Source organism: Rhodococcus sp. BS-15 (assembly GCF_000813105.1).
Classification (GTDB): Bacteria; Actinomycetota; Actinomycetes; order Mycobacteriales; family Mycobacteriaceae; genus Rhodococcoides.
Genome location: NZ_BAOX01000036.1, coordinates 1 through 26,465 on the forward strand (window position 1 = coordinate 1; position 26,465 = coordinate 26,465).

Below are 26,465 nucleotides of genomic sequence, written 5' to 3' on the forward strand. Positions count from 1 at the left end.
GCCCCGGAACGCCCCGATGGTGGTTCGGACTCCGGCCGCGGGCGGTCGAACGGTGATCCCGGCTCCGGCCCCGGCCGTGCCGACTCCCGCAGTGGCGATGTGCCGGGGTTCGGTATCGGGTCCGTTCGGGCCGTTCTCGTCGGCTCCGTCGGTGTTGCGTCGGGTGGTCGGCATGGGTCGGGTGCGAGGTGCCGCCGAGATTCCGTCCGTGCGCCTCATAGGTGCCCACTGGCTCCCACCTGCAGTCCCGCTACTGGGGGAGGAGTCTGTCCGCGATGGGCTCGTCGCGCGGTGGCTTGCATGGGTCGCCGAACAGCCCGAGCGTGCTCGCGGCATCTTTCCCGACGGTCATGGCGGCGAGTCCGCTCCGTCGAAGTCGGCGGTGACGTATCGGCCAGGTGCCCGCGTCGTCGCGTTCGTTCGGGCTGCGTATCGCACGTGTACGTTCCCGAATTGCGACGTGCCGTCGGCTCGGTGTCAGATCGATCATCTGGTTCCGTTCGATCACGACGATCCGGAGCGCGGCGGCTGGACGATCGTGACCAATCTTCAGCCGGTGTGCGTGTTCCATCATCAGGCCAAGACCTCGGGGGGCGTGGTCGGCGGTGATGCTCGCAGGCGGCGCGATTCTGTGGTCGAACTCCCTCGGTCTGCGCAGAGTCACGTTGCCGGAGTTGTGCATCGCGACTCCCCGCCTATCCCGCCGACGGCGAAGGGGCTCGTCCCGGCCAGGAGTGAGCCCGGTCGAACCCACCCGCTGGGAGCTCGAGTACAGCGGGTGTGCACCGCCGACTCTCGACGAATTCCGCTCTGCAGCAACAGATATCGACCGAGGAAAGCTGGCGGAGAAGCGGCGGGCCTACCTCGAACACTGTCGTGTCGTCCATGCACGCGTCCGATACGACCGCACCCGATACGACCCTCCGCCCTTCTGACCGATCAGCGGGGCAACATGTACGTGAACGCTGCTATTGCGGCTATGGCGACGAGGCACCCCGAAACCTCGCGAGCGCCGTGTAGGTGGCGACGAGTAGCCAGAAGCAAACCCGACACAGTTGCTGCACCGACCGCGACCGAGAAGACAATATTGATGACTCGTGTCGATTCCAAGTCGAATATCAGCCAGGACGCCACACCGAGCAGCACAACTGCAGCCGACGGTACTAATACCGACAGCAACGCTCGTCGCTGCTCCGAGTCGATGTTCGACGCCATGTTGTTCATGGTTACTCCCGAGTGTTCAGCATTGAGTCCCGGCGTTGAGACTGACCCAGGGGTGACACGAATTTCGCTTCATCGGCCGAGTAGTCGCTCGCTGACAGACTCGTTATTTCGCAAAGGTTACTAATGCGGATTTTCCCGGTCAAGACCGAATCGAGGGCCGATCTCGTCGGCGCAAAAAGCAGCTCTTCGATGTGGCTTTGCTCGCGAACCCAGCGGTTGTTCGCGCGGATTCTGGATCGCTGAGAGTTGCTTTTCCGCATTCGAGATCCCGCGCTGGTGTGGGCGGTGCCACCCACCTGCTACCTTGAACGCCGTTCAAGTCTCTGGGGCAGGTCACCGCCCCACTCCTTGAGGAGCCACCCGTGTCAGATGTCGACAGCAGTACTCGCCGGCCGAGCCGTAAGGTCAGCCGAATGAACGTCTCCGCCCGCGACATGGCGCAGATCGCGGTGTTCGCAGCACTCATCGCCGCGCTCGGCCTGCCGGGATCGATCACGGTCGGGTTCTCGGGCGTTCCCATCACCCTGCAGACCCTCGGCGTTGTCCTGTGTGGCGCGATCCTCGGTGCTCGCAAGGGCACAGCCGCAGTCCTGGTGTTCCTTGCCCTGACGATGATCGGTCTGCCGCTGCTGGCCGGCGGGCGTACCGGTCTTCAGGCCATGGCCGGCCCCACCGTCGGCTACCTGATCGGCTGGATCGCAGCCGCATTCTTGATCGGCTTTCTCACTGCGCGCATCCTGCCGAAGTACTCGATCGTGCTCGGTCTGGCGATCAACGTGATCGGCGGCATCCTCGTCATCTACGTATTCGGCACCGTCGGTCTGATCCTGCGAACCGACGTCGGAGTCTGGGCCGCGATCACCTCCAACGGGCTGTACGTGCCGGGTGACATCGCCAAAGTCGTCGTCGCCACCGTCGTCGCCAAGAGTGTCCACCGCGCGTACCCGGGCCTGATCAAGGCGTGAATCCGACGCTGGGAGGTCGAGGTCGCGACAACAGCACCGCCATTGTTTGGCGTGGTCGCACACTCACCTACGCCGACCTCGACGCCGCCGTCGAGCAGTGGCCCCACCTCCCGGTGCACGGGGCTCAATCACACGACGCATCAGCATTGGAGCTGCCGGACGCGTTGATCTGCGTTTTCGCGGCAGCCAGGCGGGGCAGCGCGGTGCGAGTCGAGGACCCGGCCACCAGACCGGAACGTGCCGTGCAACCGAGTCCCGACGCGTTCCTGCTGGTGGCGACCTCCGGTTCCACCGGCCGCCCGAAACCGCTCGCTCGCACTGCCGCGTCGTGGGTCGACAGCTTCCCCGAGTTCACCGAGATCACCGGTCTTCGCCCCACCGATACCGTGCTCATCACCGGACCGCTGCACGCCACGATGCACCTGTTCGCCGCGGTGCACGCACTGTGGCTGGGGGCATGCGTCACCGACGATCCTGCCCAGGCCACTGCCGTTCATGCGGTGCCTGCGGTACTCCGTGACGTCCTCCGCCGGATGCCTCGTGCGCGGGTTGCCGTCGCAGCCGGTGCCGGCCTCGACGATGCTGCCGCGCAGGCGATCTCGGCGCAGCAAATCAGGCTGGTCGAGTACTACGGCTCGGCGGAGCTGTCGCTGGTGGCGGCGAGGGTCGTGGGCGAACACTCGTCCCTGAGACTGCTCCGGGACGTCGACGCACGCACCGAGGACGGGTACCTGTTCGTTCGATCGCCGTACGCTGCACTCGGTGCGCGCGGGTGGTTCGGCGTCGGTGATCTGGCCGAATTGAACGGCTCCGAACTCCTCGTCCACGGCCGCGGGGATGCAGCGATCAACGTGGGCGGAACCACCGTGATCGCCGAGGACGTGGAGAACATCCTGACCGCACTCGACGGCGTCCGAGCTGCGGCAGCGATCGGCACACCGCACGCGGTTCTCGGCGAAACGGTCTCCGCCGTCATCGAACTCGACGGAACCCGCCACCTCGACCTCGTTCGCGCCGACGCTCGCGCAGTAATGGCCAAGGAGGCCCTGCCGCGACGCTGGACGGTGGTGCAGCAGTTGCCCCGCACCGCGAGCGGCAAGATCGCTCGGAGGGCCCTACAGTGACTATCTCTGCTGTGAATGTCCCCGTCATCGTGGCGGCGAAACGTACGGCAATCGGTATCGCCGGGCATGGCTTCGCCGATGTCACCGCCCCGAACCTTGCCGCACCGGTGCTGAAAGCTGTTGCAGCAGAGGTCGGCTCACTGGGCATCTCGATCGGCGACGTGATCCTCGGCAACTGTCTCGGTCCCGGCGGCGACGTCGCGCGTGTCTCGTCGCTGCTCGCGGGTCTCGGTGTCGGCGTTCCAGGAGTCACCGTCGATCGGCAGTGTGGATCCGGGCTCGACGCCGTCATGCAGGCTGCGTCGCGCATCCGCAGCGGCGACGAAGCGCTGATTCTGGCCGGTGGCGTCGAATCTGCCAGCACCAGCCCGTGGCGATTCTGGCCGCCGGTCGACGGCCAAGATCCCGTCCGCTACACCCGAGCGCCGTTCGCACCGCACGGCTTCGAGGACCCGGACATGGGTGTGGCAGCGGACGACCTCGCGCGAATCCGCGGTATCGGGCGCGAACGCCAAGATGCTTACGCTGCACGGTCGTTCGCGCGGGCGGCGGCCTGCGACTTCTCGGCCGAGATCGTCATTGTGAACGACGTCGCAACCGATGAGCGCATCCGCCCCAACATGACCGCTCAGCGGCTCGGCAGGCTGCGCCCCACCTTCACCTCCGACGGCACGGTGACCGCGGGCAATTCGTGCGGAATATCCGACGGCGCAGCAGTTCTGGCCATCACCACGGCCGAGCGGGCAGCCGGGATGCCGGCATTGCGCATCCTCGGCAGTGCGGTCGCAGGGTCCGACCCGGCTCTTCCCGGGCTCGGTCCGGTGCCGGCGATCGAGAAGCTGCTCGCCCGCACCGGGGTGGGCCTCGAGGACATCGACACCGTCGAGATCACCGAGGCGTTCGCGTCGGTCGTGCTGGCGGTCTCGGATGAATTGGGCCTCGACGAAGGCCGCATCTGTCCGGAGGGCGGAGCCATCGCGATGGGGCACCCGTGGGGAGCGTCGGGCGCAATTCTGCTGACACGGTTGGCCTCTCGAATGCTGCAACCAGGGGGCCCGGTTCTGGGCCTGGCGGCCTGCGCCATCGGCGGCGGGCAAGGCATAGCGATGCTGGTGGAGCGAGCAACATGAGCGGGTGTTTATGAGCACGATCAAGTTCGAGAACATCTCGCACTCGTTCGGGGAACGGCAGGTGCTCCGCAGCATCGACCTCGAATTCGACGAGCGCCGCATCGGCATCATCGGCTCCAACGGTTCGGGCAAGTCGACGCTCGCCCGGATGATCAACGGTTTGATCAAGCCCGATACCGGCCGCGTCACGGTCGACGGCGTCGACGCTGCGAAGAAGGGTGCGCAGGTTCGCAAGAAGGTCGGCTTCGTGTTCACCGATCCCGATTCGCAGATCGTGATGCCGACGGTCGCAGAGGATCTCGCATTCTCCCTGCGTAGATCAGGGCTCAGCAAAAAAGAGGTGTCGGACCGCGTCGACGAAATCCTGGTCCGCTTCCGTCTCGATCAGCACCGCGACCACCCGGCGCACCTGCTCTCGGGTGGACAGAAGCAACTGCTGGCGATCGGTGCCGTCCTCATCCGACGACCGGAGGTGGTCGTTGCGGACGAACCGACGACGCTGCTCGATCTGCGCAACGGACGCGTCGTAGCGCAGGCTCTCGATTCGATGAACCAGCAAGTCATCGTCGTGACACATCAACTTGCGCTGCTGGACAGCTTCGAGCGCGTCATCGTCATCGACGACGGCCGTATCGCGTTCGACGGCACCCCCGCTGCCGCGGTCCCGGCCTACCGGGAGCTGATCGGATGATCGGTCTCTACCGGCCCGGCACCTCGCTGCTGCACCGGATGAGCCCGGGATCGAAGCTGCTGGCGCTGATCTTCGCGATCCTGGCGACTGTGATCTTCGCGCGCACTCCGCTCGAAGTAGGTGTGGTGGCGCTGCTGGTCGCGGCATTGTTCGCGGTGGCTCGAATCCCGGCGAAAGTTGCACTGGCGCAACTACGTCCGGTGCTGTGGATGCTGCTGATCATCGGCGTCTTCCAGGTGATCATCACTACCTGGCAGCGCGCCGTGGTGGTGTGTGGGGTGCTGGTGATCTCCGTTGCTCTGGCAGCCCTGGTCACCCTCACCACCCGAGTGACCGACATGCTCGACACCGTCACCAGGGCGCTCGGCCCCGTCCGACGCTTCGGCGTCGACCCGGATCGCATCGGACTGCTCTTGGCCCTCGCCATTCGATGCATCCCGCTGCTCGCGTCCATCGTGCAAGAGGTGTCGCAAGCCCGTAAAGCGCGCGGACTTCAGTGGTCGATGACGGCGCTGGCGACGCCGGTGCTGGTGCGCGCCCTCCGTACCGCCGACGCGATGGGTGATGCCCTAGTGGCCCGCGGTGTGGATGACGACGGTGTGGATGACGACGGTGTGGATGACGACGGTGTAGATGACGACGGTGCAGATGATGACGAGTGAGCTTCTCGCCGCCCGGGTAGCGCGGCATTCCGACCGTCCCGAGGCAGCTGTCGTCGATGCGACCGGTGAAATCACCTACCGGGACTTCTGGGATCGGGTGACACGCACGGCAACCGCATTGGCAGGGAAGCGTCGCATCGCGGTACTGCCGACGTCGGATATCGGGTCCTTGGTGGTCGTTGTCGCGGCGATGCATGCCGGGGTCAGTGTCGTTCTGCTGCATCGACATCTGTTGGCTCAGGAATTCGCCGATGTCATCGCGGTGTGTAAGCCCTCGCTGATTGCCGCGCATCCGCGTCAGCATGCGCGATTGCATGGTTGGGGTTCAGGCAACGTGTTCGCACCCGATGATCTTGCACTCGGGCCTACCGAAACCATTCCCGCGCCCGCACCGAATTCCGAGTTGCTCGTGGGCGTCACGTCCGGAACCACCGGCCCGCCCAAGTTGTTCGTGCGCAATCAGGCGTCGTGGGCGGCGACGCTGGATCGCTCCGATGCCCTGCTCGATCTGCGTCGCGGCGATCGGGTGTCCGCACCCGGCACGCTCGATCACACGCACTTCCTCTACGGCGCACTGCACGGGCTCACCCGCGGGGCGACGGTCGACCTACGAGAGCCGACAGCGGCTCTCGAAGATGCTGCGACTCATTTGTATTCGGTCCCGACCATCGCCTGGGACATCGCTCGATCGAGAGTGCGATCGACGAGTGTCCGTGAGGTGCTCTCGTCCGCGGCACGGTGGGCGCAATCGGGTAGGGCCGCACTGGCAGCGGTACTGCCCAATGCAGTGCTGACGCACTTCTACGGCGCGTCCGAGCTCAGTTTCGTCTCCTACGACCGAATCGAAAGCAACGGCACCGAGGTCAGCGGACAGCTGTTCGACGGGGTCGAGGTCGAGATCAGGGACGGGCTGCTGCACGTCCGCAGCGACATGCTGTTCGACGGCTATCTGAGCCGAGTGGGAGACCACACCACCTTGACGAACGGGCCGGACAAAAACGGGTGGATGACGGTCGGCGATCGCGGCAGTGTCGAAGACGGTCGACTGACCTTGCACGGCCGCGGCAGCGAGACGATTGTCCGGGCCGGTCTCACCGTCGAGTTGACTCCGATCGAGGCCGCCTTGCTCGCAGTTCCAGGTGTGCTCGAGGCCGGGGTGGTCGGGTTGTCCCACGACCGAACCGGCGAGGAGCCCGCGGCCGGAGTTGTTGTTGCGCACAACGATCCGATATCCGTGGCGCGGATCCGCCGCCATCTACGCACCGTGCTGCCGGGCCCAAGCCTGCCGGTGGTGCTCGCTGTAGTGGACAGCCTGCCGCGTACGCCGCGCGGCAAGCTCGACCGTCAGGCTTTGGCGGCAACCTTGGCGACGGTGCGCACCGTTGGCTCGCCCGATGCTCCGGTGACGACGAACCAGACGGTGAGCGCCCCGCCGTCGTAGCGGTGGCGCAGAGTGACACGTTCGTTGGCCAGCACCGGGGTCAGGTATTCGATGACGGCGCGGTGCGGCACCGCGGCCAGCTCGGGCACGTCCACCAGCAACTCCTCGATCGCGTGCCAGTAGGCAGCGTTGTTGAGGTGGTTGAACGGGTCGATATCGGTTGCGCGCAAAGGGAAGTGCAGATCGGTGGGCGATTCGGCCGGCACCGGCTCGGTCAGCCATGCCTTCCATCGCAACCGGTGTTGATCGGTGGTGCGCGCCAGCATTTCCAGCGCGCCGTCGCTGATGCGGGTCGGCATTCCGGTGTCCTTGCTGATGTTGATCCAGAAGCCCTCGGTCTCGATGCGCCCACCCTTCGGTGTCGTCAGTGCCACCCGCATGTTCGACCACCGCGTCGACATCGACGAACACCAACGCCGCATGTGCACTCGGTCCGGGAAATGGATCGGCTCGAAGACGTCGATGACGGTGCGCCGCACGATCCACATGGGATCCGTCTTGCCCAGGGGAGTGGCGTCGAGGTTGTCGGTACCGATGTCCTGCAGGTAGCGGGCAACGCCGTCGAACCTCAGTCGGTTGTTCGGATCGATGTCGCCCGTCCGCACCGGCCAGTTGGTCTCGAAGCCCTCACCGGGAGGCGGCTCCGGTGCCAGTTCGTCGTCGAAGCCGGCCGGTTCCACGCGTGCATTGGTCACGACCGCACTGTACGCGGACAGGCCGAGTGTGCACCGCTAGACGATGTGACGGGCGCGCATTCCGTCGAACACCGGTGCTACTCGAACGACGTCGCCGCGTTGGGGTGCATGCACCATCTGCCCGTTGCCCATATAGATCGACACGTGACCCGGCCCGGCCGGTCCGAAGTTTCCGAACAGCAGATCGCCCGGTTGCGCGAGCTCCATCGGGATCTCGGTGCCCACGTTCCACTGAGTTTCCGAGGTGCGGGGCAAGGTCACCTTTCCGCCGGAGGCCTTGTAGAGGGCGTACGACGTCAGGCCCGAGCAGTCGAATCCGCCACCGGACGGTCCGTTGATGTTTCCGCCGCCCCAGACGTACGGCAGTCCCAGGTAGTCCATCGCCAACTGCACCGATCGGCCGCCGATTCCGGTGAGGTCGAGTCCGGCGAACGGGGTGAGGATGGCCGCGAACTGCGCTTCGGTCGCCCGGATGCGAGAGACGTACGGCTTGGTCTGCGTCTCGTAATCGAATGTGCCCGAGGGCATTCCGCCCGACCGCAGTACCGCTCCCGCGCCTGCGTTGTATCCGGCCAGGGTCAGATCCAAGGTGTCACCGGACACCCTGCCTTCCCGCTTCCAACCGTCGACCTGTCCGTAGATATCGCACAGCAGTGTGCCCGACGCCATCACCGAATCACCGATGCTGTTGACGTCGGTGACGCCGTTGCCGTCGTAGTCCTTGCCGTACGTCGCCCAGGTGCCGGGCATGAACTGCCCCGGACCTTGCGCGCCGGTGCTCGAGACCGGAGCAGTGAGGCCGTGTCGAAAGCCGTTCTCGGCGGCATACAGTGCCGCGATCGTCGTCGCCTTGACGCCGCCGCAGATGTTGCCTGCCTTCTGCAGCCACGGCACGAAGGCGGTGATGGCTCCCACTGCACCCAAAGCGATCGGGCCCACATTGATCCCGGTGAACGTGGCGGGTTGGCCCGGAAACAGTGCACGCCTGATGGCCTCGGCCGACGCCATGAATGCCGTCTGGGTGGCGATATCGGCGGCGGTGTACGTGCGGCCGGCAAATTGAACGGCACCGGCACCGAGTGCGGCCGCAGTGGTGGACACCGCACTCGACGAGAACACACTGAACGGCAATGGCGCCGAGGGGGAACCGGTAGCAGCTGCGATGGGGAGGGCGGCCAGTGAATCTTCCGGCGCGGTCGGCACCGCTGCCCCGGTGGCGGCTGCCTCTGGGTCGACTGCTTCTGTGCCGGCGGCTTCTGTGTCGACTGCTTCGATGTCTTCCACCGTCGGCAGGTCGGGGAGCATCGGTTCGGCGGCGGTATGCAGGCCCTCGGCGGCGTCGGAGAGGGTGCGGTCGGCGATGTCGGCGGCAGGTTCGGGCAGAGTGCCCAAGAGTTCGGTCCACTGATCGCTCATCGTCGTTGCCTGATCTTCGGCGGTGGCGGCAATCTCTGCCGCGTGATCCTGCACCGCCTGATCCGGAATCGGAGCCGGGGCGTCCGTTCCGGCGACAACACCGGCGGCGGACACGATGACGGCAACGATGACTGCGAATGGATCGCCTGCCATGTATCGACTCCTGCTACTCGAACGACCTTCCCCGAGCCAGTAGCTGTGATCAGGCTCACTCGGGTGCTGCACCCATCATGCACGGTGCAGCCGTTCGACTCATGAGATTCGCAAAAGGAGTGCCAGGGTTGTCAGAACAAGGTTTTCAGAACAGCGATGCCCAGTAATCCGAGAAGCGGATTCCGATGAGCGCGACGACGATTGCGTACCACACCGCGAGCAGCGTCCAGCGCCATTCGAGGAAGAGACGGCCGACGGTGCCACCGTTGTTCGGGCCGGAGCCGACCAATCGGCTCAGGGCCAGCACGAACAACGGCATCGTCACCGCCCACACCACCATGCAGTAGGGGCACAGGGCGTTGATCTCGTACAGGCTCTCGAAGATCAGCCAGTGCACGAATACTTCGCCGAGCAGCAGGCCAGCGCTCAGTCCGAGCCAGAACCAGTGCGGCAGTTCGACGCGGCCGAGCCACAGCACCCCGGCGACGAGAGCGACGGAGAACGCGACGATGCCGAGGATGGGGTTCGGAAAGCCGAACAGCGCCGCCTGTTTCGTCACCATCACCGACCCGCACGAGAGCACCGGATTCAGGCTGCACGACGGGACGTACGACGCGTCCTCGAGCAGTTTGAACCGCTCGATCGTCAGCGTCAGCGCTGCGAGTAACCCGAGAGCGCTGAACAGGGTGAAGACAGCTGGGCCGACAACTGCGGCACCTGCGCGGGTTCTCATGTCGGTTATCGGATGCTGCTCAGTTACCGGCTGCGGCGGCGAGGATGTTCTCGGGCGTCGGGTTGGCGATGTCGGTGCCGTTGACCCGGACGTTCGGTGTTCCGTTGATGCCTTCGCCGAGGACCGACTGTGTCTGGGTGGTGACCCAATCGGTGTAGCTGCCATCGGTGATGCACGACGCGACGGCGGGGGGAGTCGGCACCTGCAGCGGCGGCGATCGCGACGAGCTCGTCGTCGGTCAGTCCGGTACCGCCCTCGGACGGCTGCTGCTCGAACATGGCGGTGTGCCAGTTCATCCAGTTGTCGCGGTCGTTCTCGGCGACACAGACAGCAGCGCTCGCGGCGCGCGTCGAGTACATGGTTCCGTTCGAGAACCGGTCGAGAATGGAGATGGGGCGATAGTCGACGGCGACATTGCCTGCGGCGGCCAGCTGCTGCAACGTCGATCCGCTGATGGACTCGAAGTTCTTGCACGCCGGGCACTGGAAGTCCTCGACGACGCTGATGACGGTGGTGGCGTCGGGGTTGCCGAAGCGGATGGCACCGTCGTCCGTCAACGAGCTGGGGGTGAGCTGGGCTCCGGTCGACGCGCCGGAGCCTGCGGCGGCAGATGCATCCCCCGACGTCGAATCCTTGTTGACGATGAACAGTGCGATTGCAGCCACGAGCGCGATCAGAACCACTGCGACGACGATCTGGATCAGAGTCCGACGATTCTTGTCGCCGTTCTGCATGGCCTTGATGTCTTTGGAGACGTTCTTGCTCGTGTTCACGCGGCCAGTCTAGGCAGTCGATCCTGAGCGCCGGATGAGAGCTGTATCAGATCGGAGCTGTGTCAGACGAGGGCAGTGTCAAATGAGGGCTGTGTCAGACGAGGGCAGTGTCAGATGAGAGAAGCGAGCCGTTGGATGGCGAATCGGTATCCGTCGATCCCGAGTCCGGCGATGACGCCGCTGGCGATGGGGGAGACGAAGGAGTGGTGCCGAAACTCCTCGCGGGCGTGCACGTTGGAAATGTGCACCTCGATGATCGGCACCTCCGGGATGACGAGTGCGTCGCGCAGTGCCACGGACGTATGCGTCAACCCGCCCGGATTGATGACGATGCCCGACGCCACCCCACGGGCCTCGTGGATCCAGTCGATGAGCTGGCCCTCGTGGTTGGACTGCTCGGCCCGGACGGTGAGTCCGTGCTCGGCGGCGGTCTTCTCGCACAGGGTGACGACGTCGGCGAGAGTGGCGTCGCCGTACACCTCGGGCTGCCTGGTTCCGAGCATGTTCAGATTCGGACCGTTCAATACCAGTACCTGTTCGGCCATGACTCGACTCACTTCCCGTACTCGACGAACTACCGCGGCCCGATCATTTCACAGAGCCCTTGAGAGACTGTTCCGGTGAAAGCAGTGACCGCGTGAGAACAGTGACAGCGTGAGAACAGTGACAGCGTGAGAACAGTGTGGGTGGTGTGGGGCGTCGGTGTCTTCGCCTACATCGTCGGAGTGCTGCACCGGACGTCCTTCGGCGTCGCGGGCCTGAGTGCAGCCGATAGGTTCTCGGTGTCGCCGTCGCTGCTGTCGTCGTTCGTGGTGCTGCAGGTGATCGTGTACGCGGGAATGCAGATCCGGCCGGGGTGCTGCTGGATCGCATCGGTTCGCGCAAGATGATCGCCGCGGGCGCGCTGATCATGGCGTCGGCTCAGATCACGCTGGCGCTCACGGAATCGCTCCCCATCGCGGTGGCTGCGCGGGCGTTCGTCGGTGTCGGTGACGCGCTCACGTTCATCTCGGTGCTGCGGCTGGTGCCCCGCTGGTTCTCGTCGCGACGAGTGCCGATCGTCTCGCAGCTGACCGGTCTGCTCGGCCAGCTCGGCCAAGTGCTCTCCGCGGTCCCGTTCTTGATTTTGTTGAACGGACCCGGCTGGACGTTCGCGTTCGGCAGCGCAGCGGCACTCGGGCTCCTCGCCCTCGTACTGGTTCTCGCGCTCGTCAGGGATCGCCCCGACGACGGTGCTGCCCCCGTATTCGAGCCGACGACGCTGCGACAGACCCTCGCCTCCATCGCCGAGGTGTGGCGTCGGCCCGGCACCCGGCTCGGCTTCTTCTCGCACATGGGCACCCAGTTCTCGATCACGGTCTTCGCCTTGCTGTGGGGTGTGCCGTATCTGACCTCGGCGCAGGGCCTGTCGGCATCGACGGCCGGAGCGTTGCTGACGATATCGGTGCTGGCCGCGGTGGCGTCGGGCATCGTGGTGGGTCTTCTCACCGGGCGCTACCCGATGCGTCGGTCGTGGCTGGTACTGGCGATCATGATCAGCAACGCGACGATGTGGGCGATCGTGTTGGCGCTGCCAGGGCCCGCGCCGCTGTGGTTGCTGGTGCTGCTCGTCGTGGTGACCTCGGTGGGTGGTCCGGGATCGGTGATCGGGTTCGATTACGCCCGCACGTTCAATCCGAGCGCCAATCTGGGGACGGCGCAGGGGATGGTGAATATCGGCGGCTTCCTGGCTTCGCTGTTGGTGATCGCGGCGATCGGATGGATTCTCGACGCGATGGGCGGCTACACGTTCGACGGTTTCCGGGTGGCGTTGCTCGCGCAGTTCCCGGTGTGGATCGTCGCTATCACCGGGGTTCTGTTGACGCGGCGCAAGACTCGGCGGGTGCTCGCTGCCGAGGGCATTCACCCGCACACGATGCGTGAGGTGCGCGACCGAATGAGGCGTAAGTAGACCACCTGCCTTGATTCGTTGCACAGACGGCGTTCTGCGCGCATGCTGGTGTCCCGAATATCGTTGTAGGACACAAGTAAATGCTATGTAAAGGTGAATTCAAGAGATGGTTACCGAGCCTGAAGTGAAGCGCGCGAGCGGCGAGTATTCGCATCGCGAGATCATGACGATCCTGTCGGGCCTGATGATGGGAATGTTCCTCGCGGCCCTCGACCAGACCATCGTCTCGACGTCCGTCCGGACCATCGCCGACGACCTCAACGGGTTCTCGGTTCTGGCCTGGGTGACGACGGCCTACCTCATCACCTCGACGGTCTCGACCCCGTTGTACGGCAAGCTGTCCGACCTGTACGGGCGCAAGCCGTTCTTCATGACGGCCATCTCGATCTTCGTCGTCGGATCGATGCTGTGCGGCATCGCGACGTCGATGTACGAGCTCGCCGCCTTCCGTGCCGTCCAAGGCCTCGGTGCAGGTGGTCTGATGTCGATGGCCCTGGCGATCATCGGCGATATCGTCCCGCCGCGCGAACGTGCCAAGTACCAGGGCTACTTCCTGGCCGTGTTCGGGACGTCCAGCGTGCTCGGGCCGGTCGTCGGTGGACTGCTCGCCGGGCAGTCGTCGATCCTCGGAATCACTGGCTGGCGTTGGGTTTTCTACATCAACGTCCCGCTGGGCATCATCGCACTCGTGGTGGTGTGGCGAGTACTGAACCTGCCGGTGTATCGCCGCGAGGCGCGCGTCGACTGGTGGGGCGCAGTACTTCTCAGCGTCGGCCTCGTGCCGCTGCTCATCATCGCCGAGCAGGGACGTGTGTGGGGATGGAGCTCGCCGCGGGCCCTGCTGTGCTTCGGAATCGGCATCGTCGGCGTCATCGCGTTCGTGCTCGCCGAGATCAAGATGGGCGACGACGCCTGATCCCCATGCGATTCTTCCGAAACCCGTTGTTCTCGTTGTGTATTGCTGTCAGCGTCATCGCCGGCGCGGCCATGTTCGGCGGCATCTCGCTGCTGCCGCAGTACCTGCAGGTGGTCAAGGGATCCTCGCCGACGGTGGCCGGCTACCAGACCTTGCCCCTCGTCGGTGCCTGATGATCGCGTCGATCGTCTCGGGTCGGATGATCTCGAAGACGGGGCGCTACAAGATCTTTCCGATCGTCGGTACGGCACTGATGGCCATCGCGATGTTCGTCTTCCACTACGTACACGCCGACACCCCGCTGTGGCAGACGATGGTCGTCATGGGCGTGTTCGGCCTCGGTCTCGGTTCGATGATGCAGCCGCTGACCCTGGCCATCCAGAACGCTATGCCGCCCAAGGACATGGGTGTATCCACCTCTGCCGCAACGTTCTTCCGACAGATCGGTGCGACTGTGGGCGTTGCCGTCTTCCTGTCCATGCTGTTCACCCAGCTGACCCCGAAGACGGGTGACGCGTTGGTTGCCGCGAGTTCGACCCCGGCGTTCCAGCAGGCGGTACAGAGCGCCGCAACCAGTTCCGATCCTCTTCAGTCCGGCTTCGCTCAGGCAATCGCCTCGGGTGACGCCTCCGTTGCAGGCAGTGCACTGCAGGACAGTTCGTTCATCCAGAAGCTCGAACCGGCTCTTGCCGAGCCGTTCCGCATCGGGTTCTCCGACGCCATGGACTACGTGTTCCTGGCAGTGTCGATCCTGATGCTCCTCGGATTCGTGCTGGTGCTCTTCTTGAAAGAAGTGCCGCTGCGGACGATGTCGGGTCTGGCCGCTGCGCAGCAGGAACGAGACGAAGAACGAGCGAACGAGGCGGGGCCCGGTCTGGTCTGATCGGGGCCCTCCGGTGAGTTTCGGGCGACGCGCAGGTCTGCACAGGTAGCCGGGCGAGGCCGCCGCTGGTGGATCCGGGTGCGTATGGGAGTTTCATGACAGACCGCTGGGTACAGCTGGGGCCGGTACAGACCTGGTACGCGGAGGTCGGCGACGGTGAGCCGGTGGTGTTTCTGCACCCCGGTGGTGTCGACGCGCGGGCGCTCGACGTCACCGTCGCCGGCCTGGCGTCGACGATGCGGGTGTACACCCCCGAGCGTCGGGGCCACGGCCGAACCCCCGATGTCGAGGGGCCCGGACTGTCGACGGCGTTGACGTTTGCGGATATGGCCGCCGACACCATCGCGTTCATCGAGCAGGTGGTCGGCGGACCGACGAAGCTGGCGGGGTGCAGTGACGGCGGCGTGGTGGCCCTGCTCGTCGCATTGGAGAGACCGGATCTGGTGGAGCGCCTCGCCTGCGTGGCAAGCGTGTTCCACCGCGACGGCTGGGGCGGTGGAATGTCCGGCCAGACCGAGCGAAGCGATTTCGTGCGCAGGCTCGATGACATGCACAGCGCAGATCCGGCCCTGACGCCCGAGATGCTGGCCGGGCTGTCGGTCCGCACGCTGGTGATGATCGGCGACGACGACGAGGTGAGCATCGAGCACGCCACCGAGTTCTATCGCAGCGCGCCGGTCGCCGAACTGTCGATCGTGCCGGGCACTTCCCATGGGCTCTTGGTAGAGAAGCCTGCGCTGTGCAACGCGATCCTGCTGGACTTCCTCACTCGAGACTCAGTCCAGACTTTCGCGCCGATTCGGCGGGCGTGACGGTCTCGGCCGGAACAACGGTGCGCACGAGACCTGCGAACAGGACGTCCAGGCCACACTCGAGTTCGTGGGCACCGTCGTACGCGGTGATGAGCGGCGGCAGAGTGGACAGCATCGGAAATTCGTCCACGGGTAGTCGGCGCAACGCCAGGCTGAGGCGGTCGCCGGTCTCGTCGGGGTTCTCGGGCATTTCCTGAGTCTCGCTCAGCAGGTGACCGCGGAGGAAGGACTTGAGCAGCCGATAGGTCGACAACGCCTCGGGTGCGGTGAATCCTGCGTTGACCAGCAACGCCAGCACGCTTTCGAGTGACCTCAAAGACATCGTGGTGCCCAGTCCGAGCGGCGTTCGATGAGGGCGGGTGCACAGCAGAATTACCGCGTGCGGATGCTCGAGTGCGAGACAGCGATAGTGCCGAGCGAACACTCGCAGCTGTCGCTGCCAATCGGCATCGGTCACATCGACCGTCACGAGCGGACTGAGGATCGAATCGGCGATGGCGTCGAGTAGTGCCTCCTTGGTCGGGAGGTACCGGTACACGGTCATCGGATCGCGATCGATCGACGCCGCGAGGCTCCGGATCGACAGGCTGTCGATCCGGAGCGATCGACGATGCACAGCGCGGCCGACACCACGTACTCGCGGTTGATCTTGCCCCTGGAGTGTGGGCCCAATCGGTCTGTTGTGGACATCGGCTGGCACCCCTTTCGTACAGCAGTAGACCGACCGGTAAGTAGCCGCAAACAAACTTGTTGTTCGGCAACACTTTTCGCTTGATTCGGGATGCTACACGTGGTGCGCTGTAGCTCTACACCGTAGAGATGCGGGGAAACTCATAGTTGCGGCGGTTGGTACACCGGGTCGCCGGTTCCGGGGCAACTGGGACCGTCGATCGTTGCGGGGCATGTGGATTGGGGCGGCAACCCCGGTGTCTTCTACCGGCTCCGTGATCTCGAACAGGGCGACGATGTCACCGTCGTCAGCCAGGACTGCAACACGGTCCGATTCGTCGTCAGCGCGGTGGAGCAGTATCCGAAGGATGCGTTCCCCACCGACAAGGTCTACGGAGACATCGACCACCCCGGCTTGCGCTTGATCACCTGTGGGGGCCAATTCGACTCGGACATCTCGAGTTACGACGACAATATCGTCGTGTACGCCGATCGCGTCTGAGCGGGCTCTTTCGCTCACAGCAAGTTCGCAGGCTGCTCCCAGCCCGGCCGACGGTCCATCGCACATTCTCGTAGTCGACAACTTCGACGAACAGGATCTGCGATGACTGCCCAACTCGACCGACCGGCCGCGATGCCTCCGTCGCACGCCCGCCAGCCGTCCTGGCAGGACAGGTGGTGGTACCGACGCCGGCACCTGCTCGGGCTGCTGGTTCTGCTCGCGGCCACAGCGACGCTGTACCTGTGGAATCTGACGGCAAGTGGCTACGCGAACACCTTCTACGCCGCTGCGGTGCAGGCAGGCACCAAGGACTGGACGGCGTGGTTCTTCGGATCGCTCGATTCCGAGAACTTCATCACCGTCGACAAACCGCCCGCAGCACTGTGGGTTATGGGACTGTCGGCGCGACTCTTCGGGTTCTCGAGCTTCAGCTTGCTTCTGCCGCAGGCGTTGATGGGTGTCGCCTCGGTGGCGACGGTGTACGCCGCGGTCAAGCGCGTCGCGAACCCAACGGCCGGTTTGCTCGCCGGCTTCACCCTGGCGTCGATTCCGGCGGCAGCGTTGATGTTCGACTTCGACAATCCCGACGCGCTGCTGGTTCTCCTCATGACGCTCGGCGGCTACTTCGTCGTGCGGTCTCTGCAGACAGCAACCGGACGTCGTGCCGCGATGTGGCTGGCCTTCGCCGGCGTGGCCCTCGGATTCGCGTTCCTGACGAAAATGTTGCAGGGGCTGCTGGTGTTGCCGGCGTTCGGTCTTACGTATCTCGTTGCAGGACAGGCACAGTTACGGGCCCGGTTGTTGCATCTCGTCGGCGCATTCGCGGCGCTGATCGTCGCTGCGGGGTGGTGGGTGTTGACGGTTCAGCTGTGGCCGGAGAGTGCCCGACCGTACATCGGCGGGTCCACCGACAACACCGTGATGGATCTGGTGCTCGGGTACAACGGTCTCGGACGCATCTTCGGTAACACCGGTGGTGGTGGGATGGAGGCTCCGGCCGGAATGCGGGCTGGTGCTGCCGGATCGAGCTTCGGTGGGTCGACCGGTCTCGATCGACTGTTCGGCAGTGAGATGGGAATTCAGATCTCGTGGCTCATCCCGGCTGCGCTGGTGGCGTTGGTATTCGGCTGATAGCTCGTGGGCGAGCACCACGGACCGATCTGTTGCGGGCGTCGATGATCCTGTGGGGCGGCTGGTTCCTCGTGACGGCGCTGATCTTCAGCTACATGTCCGGAACCATCCACCCGTACTACACCGTAGCGCTGGCTCCGGCTCTCGCCGGGATGATCGGAACGGGCGGGTACGCGCTGTGGCTCCGACGCGAATCAGTCTGGGGCAGAGCCGGCATGGCATCGATGATGATCGCGGCCGGGATCTGGAGTTGGGTGTTGTTGCAGCGCAACGTGGACTGGCTGCCGGCGTTGAAATGGATCCTGTTGGTGGGAACCGTCGTCGCTGCTGTTGTGGTCCTGATTGCCGGGCGCTACACGAAGCTCACGGCGGCAGCACTGATTCTCGGTGCCGTGGCAGGTCTGGGCGGAGGGGCGTCGTACGCCATCGCTACGACTACCAACGCGCACAGCGGGTCGGTTCCGACCGCAGGTCCTACCGGTGCAGTCAGCGACGGCGGGATGGGTGGCATGGGTGGCGGAATGCCTACCGGTGGAATGCCGCCCGGTGGAATGCCGAACGGTGCTGCGGTCCCGGACGGTGCTGCGGTCCCGGACGGTGCTGCGGCTGCGGCGGACCTGCCGGCTGGATTCGGCAGCGGTGACGGCGGTACGGGCGACACGGACGGCATGCCCAGCATGGGTGGCGGTATGGGCGGTGAGTCCAACGAGGAGTTGTCGGCTCTGCTCGAGTCGACGACGACGAAATGGTCTGCTGCGGTGAACGGTTCCATGTCGGCTGCGGGGTACGAGTTGTCGTCCGATACTGCGGTCATGGCAATCGGCGGTTGGAGCGATGATCCTGCGCCGTCGCTCGACGAGTTCATCGAGTACGTCTCCAACCACGAAGTGACGTACTACGTCTCCGGCGGGATGGGTGGCGGTATGGCGCGTGGGGGAATGGGCGGCGACTCGGAGAGTACGTCCTCGCAGATCCAGCAATGGGTCGAGGCGAACTTCACGGCCACCACGGTCGGCGGCGCGACGGTGTACGACTTGAGTACCTACGCAGGCTGACGCCCGCGAATCTGACAGGCACAGTTGTTCCGCCGCAGACACATTCGACTGCGGCGGAACGCCTGTGTGCACTTCTCGGGCTCGGTCAGAAGGGCGGTGGCTCGTCCTCGGGTGCCGAGGTGGGCATCGGGGTCGGGTGTGGTTCCGCCGGCGTAGAAGTCGACGAATCACGCTGATGCGCTGTCCCTCTCGGCTTCGAGTGGATCTTCGGCAGGTGGCTGGAGTCCGCGAGTTGCGTCGTGCCTGTAACGGTGACTGCGGTGGTGCCGGCATCGGAGATCCAGAGCTCGACACCATCGGCGAGCATGACAGGAGTCCACAGGCCCTTGGTCTCGAGGCTGTGGTGGTAGCGGCACAGGCAGTGCAGGTTGGTGTCGATTGTCGATCCTCCGGTCGCGGGGTTGCGATGGAAATACGGAACGATGTGGTCGATCTCGCATTGCTGGGCCGGTACGTCGCAGCCAGGATGTCGGCAGGTGCGATCGCGATACCGAATACGTTCTGCAAGTGCAGTAGTGGGCCGATAGACGAGCGCTCCGGGTGGTGGCAGCACAAGACCGCCGTGCCCGTCCGGGTGCAGTGCGAGCCCGAGTGCGGGATCTGCGGCAATCGCGGCTTCGAGTTCGGCAACGAAGGTGTAGGTGCCGCGATACGGCGAGGTGACACAGCTGCTTCGCGGTGTTTGTGCGGACTGCTGCGCCCGCGGGGGCCGGCGAGTTCCCGGGCGTATTCGGCATCGATGGTGCCGTGCCCGGACAGGTGAGCAGGATTGGACAGCAGACCGGCGAGCGTGGCGAGGCCGACCGTGATCACCGTCAGCGGCGCACGCCGATCCGGGTGTGAGGTATCGGCCGTGCACGGGTCTTCCTCGGTAGGTTCGCACATACATGCCATGCAAGACTCCTGATACAGCAGAGCAACATACGCGGCCGCACGCTTCTGCCCTCGGATACGTGGATCGCGCCGACAGACGGTGGCGGCCATCTCGTTGATGAGTTGCCAGGCAGCTGCGGCGTCGGCCGCGGTGAGGTCGGCCTTCAGCGTCGACAACACATCTTTGTCGGTGTACGTGACGTTGGTGTGCCGTTCCAAGTCCTTGCATAGAGCGGCAGCCTGCTCGGGCACGATGCGATACATGATCGACCAGATTTCCGTCGCCAGCGGGCCCGGTGACAGGCGTCGCGCAGCGCACAGAACCTCGCCTTGGACGGCCGTCGCCGCGTCCTGCGTCAGGTTGTGGGTGCAGCGATATATCGCGCGGACGCGAGGCAGATCGAGTTCCCCGTCCTCGAACGCGGCTGCGACGGCAGGAAGCCGAAGTCGAAGGTCCGTACCGACCTCGGCATACGTGTTCGCGACGGTCTTCGAGCAACCAAGAACGTGCGCAATTTCGGAAGCCGCATAGTTGCCCGCGTCCTGAATGACATCACCGACGAGGACGTTCTGATGAATACACGTATCCCAGATGGCGGCGGCCAGAGCGACCTTGTGAGCGCACGCCTGATTCTCCAGAATCGCGACGTCGCGGAGCTCGCCCAGCACTGCGCTGTCGATGTACGGCTTCGATTGTGGGCCGAGATAGGCCGCGAACCGACTGCGCGTCGATGTGGTCACTGTGTCATCGCCCCCCGGCAGATGGTCCAACAAAAAGTAGAACGTGCGTTCGATAGTACGCCCATGTGACACCTCCGTCAACACCAATAGTGTTGCGGTGAAACAGAATCGACGTGCACGCGCCTATACACCGACCCACCGACACGAAGTCTTGACCCTGACGCCGGGTCAGGGCGCGCGGTCACACGAGCGAGAACCGCTCCAGTACTACTTGGGTGTCGTCGTTCACGGTGAAGTGCGGATCGCCCAGTTCTTCGCGGACCTCCGCCGACTGCCAGAACCTCTCGTGCCCAGCCCGCCACTGCGCAACGTCGATGTACCCCTCACCCTCGTCGAGGGCGTGGCGCAACGAAACGTCCTTCAGCGCAACGATATCGACCGCAGCAGTCTCGATGACTCCCACCACGACACCCGCCGAATCCACCATTGCGCCGCGTTCGCCGACTCTCGGCAGCTCCTCGTCGGCATACTGCGCCAACAGGCTTGCTGTACTGGTCTTCTCGCCGGAAAGAACGGCCGCGACCAGGGCGTCCCGCAGGGGGCCGGGGTAAGCGAATTCGACAATCGGTAGATCGGTCACGCACCCATCATATTTCGATGTCGGCCCACACCAGTCGATGGTCCGACGGATGCTCGGCCTGATTCGGCCAATACACCTGCGAATCGATCACCGTCAGATCGTCCGAGGGCAACACGTAGTCCACGCGCAGGTCGCCCGGCGTCGGGTCGGCGAAATCGGCTGTGTCCGTGCCGTGTTCAGTCGAGGCGGGTGCCGGATCCTGAACCCGCGGATGGTCGAGGACCTGCGCGATGGCACCGGCAACCGAATCGCCGTCGACCGGATCGCTGTTCTGATCTCCCATCATGACGAACGATGCTCCGTCCTCCAGCCCGCCGCGCACACCGTTGTCGTCGTAGAGGTAGTCCGCGCCCGAGATGTAGTCGGCACTGAGCCTGATCTCGTCGTGGTTGCGCTTGCCGTTGCGATCTTCGGGTCCGTCGAAGGACGGGGGAGTGGGATGCGACGCAAGCACGTGCAACGTCTTCCCGTTCACATCGATCGGCACGTCCCAGTGCGATTTGCTGGACAGTCGAAGCCGGTCGGACACGTCGCCGTAGTAGTCGCGCGGCAACAGCGAATCCGGCATGTCCTTCCACAGAAAATTCTGGAACGTGCGTACCGAATCGGTCGCGATCGGAAACTTCGAGTACACGACCATTCCGTACTGGCCCGGGAACTGACCGAACCCCCAGGCGTCGCCCGGTCTGCCGAGCTCGCCGTCCCGGTCCAGGTCGAGTCCCGAATCGACGCCCGTGTTCACCGGTGCAGTGAAGGAGTGCGGGTACTGCCCGTCGAGGTAGTTGTCGTTGAACAAGGCCACTGCGTCGTCGCCCGAATAGTCGAACTCGTTGACCAGCAACACATCCGGTGAGTTCGCGGCGATCACATCCGCCGCAGCCCGAGCCTGGGCATTCTCGCCGGTCAGATCGGTCACCAACTGCCCGGCCACCGGCCGATTGAGGCTGGCGTTGAATGTCGCCACTCGTATCGGCGTCGTGACCGATTCGAGTCGGTCGGCATCAGGGTCGGACGAGGAGCAACCGGCGGCCATGGCGGCGAGGGTAACGGTGATGGCCACGAGTCTCGACATTCTCACGCTCGTCACCGTAGAGACGGCAAGCGAACACGAGGTTACGAATTAACAAGCAGGCGTGCTTGCTTTTTTCGGAGCCTCCTGTGAAGCTGGGTTCATGGCAGACCTCGACCTTCTCGTCGACGACCTCCGCGCCGAGGGCAACGACCTCGATGCACTCGTGGCCGAGCTGACTCCGGAACAATGGGCGGCACCGACACCGGCCGCGGGCTGGACCGTCGCGCATCAGATCGCGCATCTTTCCTGGACCGACCACGTCGCGGAGCGAACTACGTCCGCAGCGTCCGGCGATACCGAGGCCAAGGAGGAGTTCGCTCTCATTCTGAAGAAGGCATGGGAGAACCCCACCGGCTTCGTCGACGAGGCCGCCGAAGAAGAATCTCGTAACCCGAACCTTCTGAGCGAATGGCGAACCCGACGCACCGCCATGACGGACGCGCTGATGCAGGTGCCGTCCGGGACCAAGATCGACTGGTTCGGCCCCCCGATGAGTGCGGCGTCCATGGCCACAGCGCGTCTGATGGAGACCTGGGCGCACGGTCAGGATGTCGCCGACGCGGTGGGCGTCACCCGCGTTCCCACCGACCGAATCCGCGGAGTCGCGCACATCGGCGTCCGCACAAGGGATTTCGCCTACGCGGTCAACCAGCAGGCTCCGCCCACCGAACCGTTTCGAGTCGAGCTCGCCGCGCCGTCGGGAGAGCTCTGGACCTGGGGACCCGAGAACGCCGACCAGCGGGTGAGCGGTCCCGCACTCGACTTCTGCCTCCTCGTCACCCAGCGCGCTCACCGCGACGACCTCGGCATCCACGCCGAGGGAACCGATGCCGCGCACTGGCTCACCATCGCCCAAGCCTTCGCAGGCCCTCCCGGGATCGGACGACCACAGTCAGGACGAGCGAAAGCATGACAGTACGAATCGGCAATTGCTCCGGCTTCTATGGAGACCGGCTGTCTGCGATGCGCGAGATGCTCGAGGGCGGCGAACTCGACTACCTCACGGGCGACTACCTCGCCGAGCTGACGATGCTCATTCTCGGCCGCGATCGTATGAAGGACGCGACCCGTGGTTACGCCAAAACCTTTCTGCGGCAAGCAGAAGACTGCCTGGGCTTGGCCCTGGACAAGGGTGTCAAGATCGTCGCCAACGCAGGCGGACTCAATCCCCGAGGCCTGGCCGAGGCGTTGGAGAAGCTGGACTCCGGCGCGAAGATCGCCTACGTCGACGGCGACGACCTTCTCGGCAGAGCGGCCGAACTCGGCTCGGTAACCCGCTGACCGCGAATGCCTACCTCGGCGCGTGGGGCATCGTGGAATGCCTGAACTCCGGTGCAGACGTCGTCGTCACCGGGCGCGCAACCGACGCCAGCGTCATCGTCGGACCTGCGGCAGCCCACTTCGGCTGGACTCCCACCGATTACGACGCGTTGGCCGGGGCCGTGATCGCCGGGCACGTCATCGAATGCGGAACACAGGCGACGGGTGGCAACTACTCCTTCTTCACCGAGATCGCAGACATGGCTCGTCCCGGGTTCCCCATCGCCGAGATCGAGTCCGACGGTTCGTCCGTCATCACCAAGCACGAGGCACCGGCGGTGCCGTCAGCGTCGGTACCGTGACCGCTCAGCTGCTGTACGAAATCACCGGCGGGCGTTACGCGAACCCCGACGTCACCGCGCGCATCGATTCGGCGATCCTGTCGCAGGAGTCCAGCGATCGGGTGTCCATCACCGGCGTGACCGGCGAAGCTCCACCGCCCACCTACAAGGTTTCCCTCAACTCGCTCGGCGGGTTCCGCAACGAATTCACCATGGTGCTCACCGGTCTCGATATCGAGGCCAAAGCAGAACTGGCGCAACGGCAATTCGAGTCCTGGCTCCCTGCGCGGCCCGCCGAGCTGGCCTGGACCCTGGTCCGCACCGACAAGCCCGACGCCGCGACCGAAGAGACGGCCAGCGCGCTGCTGCGCTGTGTTGCTCGCGACAGCAACCCCGACGCCGTCGGACGTCAGTTCTCAGCGGTAGCAGTCGAACTGGCACTGGCCAGCTATCCCGGCTTCTCGGTGACCGCGCCACCCGGAAACGGTGCGCCGTACGGAGTGTTCACGGCAGGCTTCGTCGACGCAGCGAGGTACCGCACACCGCGCACCTGGCCGACGGGACCGAAACTTCCGTGGCTCCGTCGCAGCAGACGCAGGTTCTGGAGCCCGTGGAAGAACCGGCGCTGCCTGCTCCGAGAGCAGCCGAAGCGACCATCAGGCTTCCGCTCGGCACCATCGCCGCGGCCCGAAGCGGCGACAAGGGCGGCAACGCCAACGTCGGGGTCTGGGTTCGCACCGACGACGAATTCGCCTGGCTGGTCCACGCATTGACTGTCGAGACTCTGAAGCAGATGCTGCCCGAGGCCGAGCCGCTCACCGTCACCCGCCACGTTCTGCCCAATCTGCGGGCCGTGAACTTCGTCATCGAGGGCATCCTCGGCCAGGGCGTCGCATCGCAGGCCCGATTCGATCCACAGGCCAAGGGGCTCGGTGAGTGGCTGCGGTCGCGGCACATCGACATTCCCGAAACCCTCGCTTACAAGGGAGCACTCGTATGAGTATCTGGACGACGCCGGAGCGTCAGCAGCTTCGAAAGACCGTGCGCAGCTTTGTCGAACACGACATCGCACCGCACATGAATCAATGGGAAGCCGACGGCGAGATTCCGCGTGATCTGCACAAGAAGGCGGCGGCTCTCGGTCTGCTCGGAGCCGGCTTTCCCGAGGAGGTCGGTGGCAGCGGCGGGGATCTGGCCGACGCGGTCGTGATCTGCGAGGAAATGCATCAGGCAGGCGCGTCGGGTGGCTTGTTCGCATCGCTGTTCACCTGCGGAATTGCGTTGCCGCACTTGATTGCTGCCGGTGATCGGCAGCAGATCGAGAAGTGGGTCGAGCCCACGTTGGCGGGGGAGAAGATCGGCTCGCTGGCGATCACCGAGCCCGGTGGCGGTTCGGACGTCGGCCACCTCAGGACGAAGGCGGTCAAGGACGGCGATCACTACGTCGTCAACGGATCCAAGACGTACATCACCTCGGGGTGCCGAGCTGATTTCGTCGTCACTGCGGTCCGTACCGGAGGCGAAGGCGCAGGCGGTGTCTCCTTGCTCGTTATCGAGAAGGGCACACCCGGGTTCGAGGTGACGAGCAAGCTCGACAAGATGGGTTGGCGCGCATCGGACACCGCGGAGCTGTCGTTCGTCGACGCCCGCGTCCCCGTCGCCAATCTCGTCGGTGCCGAGAACAGCGGCTTCGCGCAGATCGCGCAGGCATTTCTCGCCGAGCGCATCGCTCTCGCCGCTCAGGCCTACGCCAGCGCTCAGCGATGCCTCGATCTCACTCTGCAGTGGGTCCGCGATCGCGAGACCTTCGGAAAGCCGCTCATCGCACGGCAATCCGTACAGAACACCGTCACCGAAATGGCTCGCAAGATCGACATCGCGCGGGTCTACACGCGATCCCTCGTCGAGAGGTCCCTGGCTGAGAAGCACGACTTCATCGCCGAGGTCTGCTTCGCGAAGAACACCGCCGTCGAGTCCGGAGAGTGGGTCGCCAATCAGGCGGTACAGCTCTTCGGCGGGCTCGGCTACATGCGTGAGAGCGAGGTCGAGCGGCAGTACCGCGATATGCGCATCCTCGGCATCGGCGGCGGTACCACCGAAATCCTCACCGGGCTGGCAGCGAAACGATTGGGGTACCAGGCATGAGCGTGCTCAAGTCCACCCTCGACACCGCATCGGAGCAGTACACCGGAAGCGTCGAGGCGATGAACACCAAACTCGGCGAGATCGACGCCGAGCACTCGAAGGCTCTGCTCGGTGGCGGTCAGAAGTACGTCGAGCGACACAAGAAGCGCGGCAAGCTTCTGGCACGTGAACGCATCGAGTTGCTGATCGACGAGGACTCGGCATTTCTCGAACTGTGCCCACTCGCGGCCTGGGGCAGCGACTTTCCCGTCGGGGCCAGCACCGTCATGGGTATCGGCGTCGTGTGCGGAGTCGAGTGCCTCATCGTGGCCAACGATCCGACGGTCCGCGGCGGAGCCAGCAACCCGTGGACGCTGAAGAAGGGTTTCCGCGGCAACGACATCGCCACGCAGAACCGGCTTCCGGTGATCTCCCTGGTCGAATCCGGTGGAGCCGATCTGCCGACGCAGAAGGAGGTGTTCATCCCGGGTGGTCGCATGTTCCGTGATCTGACGCAGCTCTCGGCGGCGGGCATCCCCACGATCGCC

Annotated in this window: 20 protein-coding genes and 7 pseudogenes; 15 read left to right on the forward strand and 12 right to left on the reverse strand. The window is 64.8% G+C overall.

The features are described from left to right. Positions 1-219, reverse strand: a 219-nt coding sequence (locus RHBS_RS07115; RefSeq protein ID WP_145977485.1) for a hypothetical protein, incomplete at its 3' end; no start/stop codon positions are given. Positions 220-1,637: 1,418 nt separating this feature from the next. Here RHBS_RS07115 and RHBS_RS07120 point away from each other — a divergent pair. The 6 genes from RHBS_RS07120 to RHBS_RS07145 are packed head-to-tail and all read left to right on the forward strand — an operon-like array spanning position 1,638 to position 7,237. Beyond that, positions 1,638-2,189, forward strand: coding sequence for a biotin transporter BioY (locus RHBS_RS07120; protein WP_237669065.1), 552 nt, complete (start codon positions 1,638-1,640; stop codon positions 2,187-2,189). Continuing rightward, entirely contained in the window at positions 2,186-3,313 is a 1,128-nt protein-coding gene (locus tag RHBS_RS07125; protein WP_128645237.1) for an AMP-binding protein, read from the forward strand. Before RHBS_RS07120 ends, RHBS_RS07125 begins: the two co-directional genes overlap by 4 nt. Next, positions 3,310-4,443, forward strand: coding sequence for a thiolase family protein (locus tag RHBS_RS07130; RefSeq protein ID WP_237669066.1), 1,134 nt, complete (start codon positions 3,310-3,312; stop codon positions 4,441-4,443). The genes RHBS_RS07125 and RHBS_RS07130 overlap by 4 nt, the downstream gene beginning before the upstream one ends. 10 nt (positions 4,444-4,453) lie before the next feature. Then, positions 4,454-5,134: an energy-coupling factor ABC transporter ATP-binding protein gene (locus RHBS_RS07135; RefSeq protein ID WP_128645238.1), complete on the forward strand. Its 681-nt coding sequence runs from the start codon at positions 4,454-4,456 to the stop codon at positions 5,132-5,134. Further along, complete coding sequence (locus RHBS_RS07140) at positions 5,131-5,796, forward strand: energy-coupling factor transporter transmembrane protein EcfT (protein WP_128645239.1); 666 nt, start codon at positions 5,131-5,133, stop codon at positions 5,794-5,796. The genes RHBS_RS07135 and RHBS_RS07140 overlap by 4 nt, the downstream gene beginning before the upstream one ends. After that, a complete protein-coding gene (locus tag RHBS_RS07145) occupies positions 5,768-7,237 on the forward strand; it encodes an AMP-binding protein (protein WP_237669067.1) in 1,470 nt (489 codons plus the stop codon). The genes RHBS_RS07140 and RHBS_RS07145 overlap by 29 nt, the downstream gene beginning before the upstream one ends. Here the strand turns inward: RHBS_RS07145 and RHBS_RS07150 are convergent. The 6 genes and pseudogenes from RHBS_RS07150 to aroQ form a co-directional block, all read right to left on the reverse strand. After that, the gene (locus RHBS_RS07150) at positions 7,141-7,932 is read right to left on the reverse strand and encodes an acyl-[acyl-carrier-protein] thioesterase (RefSeq protein WP_374700548.1); all 792 of its coding nucleotides are present in this window, start codon (positions 7,930-7,932) and stop codon (positions 7,141-7,143) included. The genes RHBS_RS07145 and RHBS_RS07150 overlap by 97 nt on opposite strands. Positions 7,933-7,968: 36 nt before the next feature. Next, complete coding sequence (locus RHBS_RS07155; protein WP_128645240.1) at positions 7,969-9,501, reverse strand: bifunctional lytic transglycosylase/C40 family peptidase; 1,533 nt, start codon at positions 9,499-9,501, stop codon at positions 7,969-7,971. A 145-nt stretch (positions 9,502-9,646) separates the two neighbouring features. Further along, positions 9,647-10,234 carry a vitamin K epoxide reductase family protein gene (locus RHBS_RS07160; RefSeq protein WP_128645241.1) on the reverse strand — a complete coding sequence of 196 codons (588 nt, stop codon included), beginning with the start codon at positions 10,232-10,234 and terminating at the stop codon, positions 9,647-9,649. A 19-nt stretch (positions 10,235-10,253) separates the two neighbouring features. Next, positions 10,254-10,436 (reverse strand): DsbA family protein, encoded by a 183-nt coding sequence (locus RHBS_RS32115; protein ID WP_374700550.1) that lies wholly within the window; start codon positions 10,434-10,436, stop codon positions 10,254-10,256. Between the two features lie 91 nt (positions 10,437-10,527). Beyond that, positions 10,528-10,968, reverse strand: a pseudogene (locus RHBS_RS32120) (DsbA family protein); the annotation flags it as partial. Positions 10,969-11,117: 149 nt separating this feature from the next. Beyond that, positions 11,118-11,552, reverse strand: coding sequence for a type II 3-dehydroquinate dehydratase (gene aroQ, locus RHBS_RS07170; protein ID WP_187298408.1), 435 nt, complete (start codon positions 11,550-11,552; stop codon positions 11,118-11,120). Positions 11,553-11,678: 126 nt separating this feature from the next. Between aroQ and RHBS_RS07175 the strand changes: the two are divergent. The 3 genes and pseudogenes from RHBS_RS07175 (at position 11,679) to RHBS_RS07185 (ending at position 15,569) form a co-directional block, all read left to right on the forward strand. Continuing rightward, positions 11,679-12,958: pseudogene (locus tag RHBS_RS07175) on the forward strand (nitrate/nitrite transporter). A gap of 106 nt (positions 12,959-13,064) precedes the next feature. Then, positions 13,065-14,757, forward strand: a pseudogene (locus tag RHBS_RS07180) (MDR family MFS transporter). Positions 14,758-14,852: 95 nt separating this feature from the next. Continuing rightward, the gene (locus tag RHBS_RS07185; RefSeq protein ID WP_128645244.1) at positions 14,853-15,569 is read left to right on the forward strand and encodes an alpha/beta fold hydrolase; all 717 of its coding nucleotides are present in this window, start codon (positions 14,853-14,855) and stop codon (positions 15,567-15,569) included. On the opposite strand, the gene RHBS_RS07190 is transcribed toward RHBS_RS07185, so the two are convergent. Beyond that, entirely contained in the window at positions 15,523-16,113 is a 591-nt protein-coding gene (locus RHBS_RS07190) for a TetR/AcrR family transcriptional regulator C-terminal domain-containing protein (RefSeq protein WP_237669068.1), read from the reverse strand. The two genes, RHBS_RS07185 and RHBS_RS07190, sit on opposite strands and share 47 nt — an antisense overlap. A gap of 312 nt (positions 16,114-16,425) precedes the next feature. On the opposite strand from RHBS_RS07190, the pseudogene RHBS_RS07195 reads away from it, so the two are divergent. Continuing rightward, positions 16,426-16,740, forward strand: a pseudogene (locus RHBS_RS07195) (sortase domain-bontaining protein); the annotation flags it as partial. Positions 16,741-16,842: 102 nt separating this feature from the next. Next, positions 16,843-18,926: pseudogene (locus RHBS_RS07200) on the forward strand (ArnT family glycosyltransferase). Between the two features lie 85 nt (positions 18,927-19,011). Here the strand turns inward: RHBS_RS07200 and RHBS_RS29695 are convergent. From RHBS_RS29695 to RHBS_RS07220, 4 genes and pseudogenes are all read right to left on the reverse strand, one after another. Next, on the reverse strand, positions 19,012-19,479 hold the full coding sequence (locus RHBS_RS29695) for an HNH endonuclease signature motif containing protein (RefSeq protein WP_128645246.1): 468 nt from the start codon (positions 19,477-19,479) through the stop codon (positions 19,012-19,014). 218 nt (positions 19,480-19,697) lie between these two features. Then, a pseudogene (locus RHBS_RS07210) lies at positions 19,698-20,624 on the reverse strand (DUF222 domain-containing protein); the annotation flags it as partial. A gap of 97 nt (positions 20,625-20,721) precedes the next feature. Beyond that, on the reverse strand, positions 20,722-21,120 hold the full coding sequence (locus RHBS_RS07215; RefSeq protein ID WP_128645247.1) for an ASCH domain-containing protein: 399 nt from the start codon (positions 21,118-21,120) through the stop codon (positions 20,722-20,724). 7 nt (positions 21,121-21,127) lie between these two features. After that, entirely contained in the window at positions 21,128-22,180 is a 1,053-nt protein-coding gene (locus tag RHBS_RS07220; protein WP_237669070.1) for an endonuclease/exonuclease/phosphatase family protein, read from the reverse strand. Positions 22,181-22,292: 112 nt separating this feature from the next. Between RHBS_RS07220 and RHBS_RS07225 the strand changes: the two genes are divergently transcribed. The 4 genes and pseudogenes from RHBS_RS07225 to RHBS_RS07240 all read left to right on the forward strand — a co-directional run. Beyond that, positions 22,293-23,105: a TIGR03084 family metal-binding protein gene (locus tag RHBS_RS07225; RefSeq protein WP_128645248.1), complete on the forward strand. Its 813-nt coding sequence runs from the start codon at positions 22,293-22,295 to the stop codon at positions 23,103-23,105. Next, positions 23,102-24,793: pseudogene (locus tag RHBS_RS07230) on the forward strand (acyclic terpene utilization AtuA family protein). Before RHBS_RS07225 ends, RHBS_RS07230 begins: the two are co-directional and overlap by 4 nt. Then, positions 24,790-25,938, forward strand: coding sequence for an acyl-CoA dehydrogenase family protein (locus tag RHBS_RS07235; RefSeq protein WP_128645249.1), 1,149 nt, complete (start codon positions 24,790-24,792; stop codon positions 25,936-25,938). The pseudogene RHBS_RS07230 and the gene RHBS_RS07235 overlap by 4 nt, the downstream one beginning before the upstream one ends. Beyond that, positions 25,935-26,465 (forward strand): carboxyl transferase domain-containing protein (locus RHBS_RS07240; RefSeq protein ID WP_272913849.1); only part of this gene is annotated, 531 nt, incomplete at its 3' end. The genes RHBS_RS07235 and RHBS_RS07240, both read left to right, overlap by 4 nt.

What these genes read in the sequence shown, in the direction of transcription:
- RHBS_RS07120 (WP_237669065.1), top strand. Translation starts at nt 1,638, where the DNA reads ATGAACGTCTCCGCCCGCGACATGGCGCAGATCGCGGTGTTCGCAGCA.
- RHBS_RS07135 (WP_128645238.1), top strand. Translation starts at nt 4,454, where the DNA reads ATGAGCACGATCAAGTTCGAGAACATCTCGCACTCGTTCGGGGAACGG.
- RHBS_RS07140 (WP_128645239.1), top strand. Translation starts at nt 5,131, where the DNA reads ATGATCGGTCTCTACCGGCCCGGCACCTCGCTGCTGCACCGGATGAGC.
- RHBS_RS07145 (WP_237669067.1), top strand. Translation starts at nt 5,768, where the DNA reads ATGACGACGGTGCAGATGATGACGAGTGAGCTTCTCGCCGCCCGGGTA.
- RHBS_RS07155 (WP_128645240.1), bottom strand. Translation starts at nt 9,501, where the DNA reads ATGGCAGGCGATCCATTCGCAGTCATCGTTGCCGTCATCGTGTCCGCC.
- RHBS_RS07160 (WP_128645241.1), bottom strand. Translation starts at nt 10,234, where the DNA reads ATGAGAACCCGCGCAGGTGCCGCAGTTGTCGGCCCAGCTGTCTTCACC.
- aroQ (WP_187298408.1), bottom strand. Translation starts at nt 11,552, where the DNA reads ATGGCCGAACAGGTACTGGTATTGAACGGTCCGAATCTGAACATGCTC.
- RHBS_RS07185 (WP_128645244.1), top strand. Translation starts at nt 14,853, where the DNA reads ATGACAGACCGCTGGGTACAGCTGGGGCCGGTACAGACCTGGTACGCG.
- RHBS_RS07190 (WP_237669068.1), bottom strand. Translation starts at nt 16,113, where the DNA reads ATGACCGTGTACCGGTACCTCCCGACCAAGGAGGCACTACTCGACGCC.
- RHBS_RS07225 (WP_128645248.1), top strand. Translation starts at nt 22,293, where the DNA reads ATGGCAGACCTCGACCTTCTCGTCGACGACCTCCGCGCCGAGGGCAAC.
- RHBS_RS07235 (WP_128645249.1), top strand. Translation starts at nt 24,790, where the DNA reads ATGAGTATCTGGACGACGCCGGAGCGTCAGCAGCTTCGAAAGACCGTG.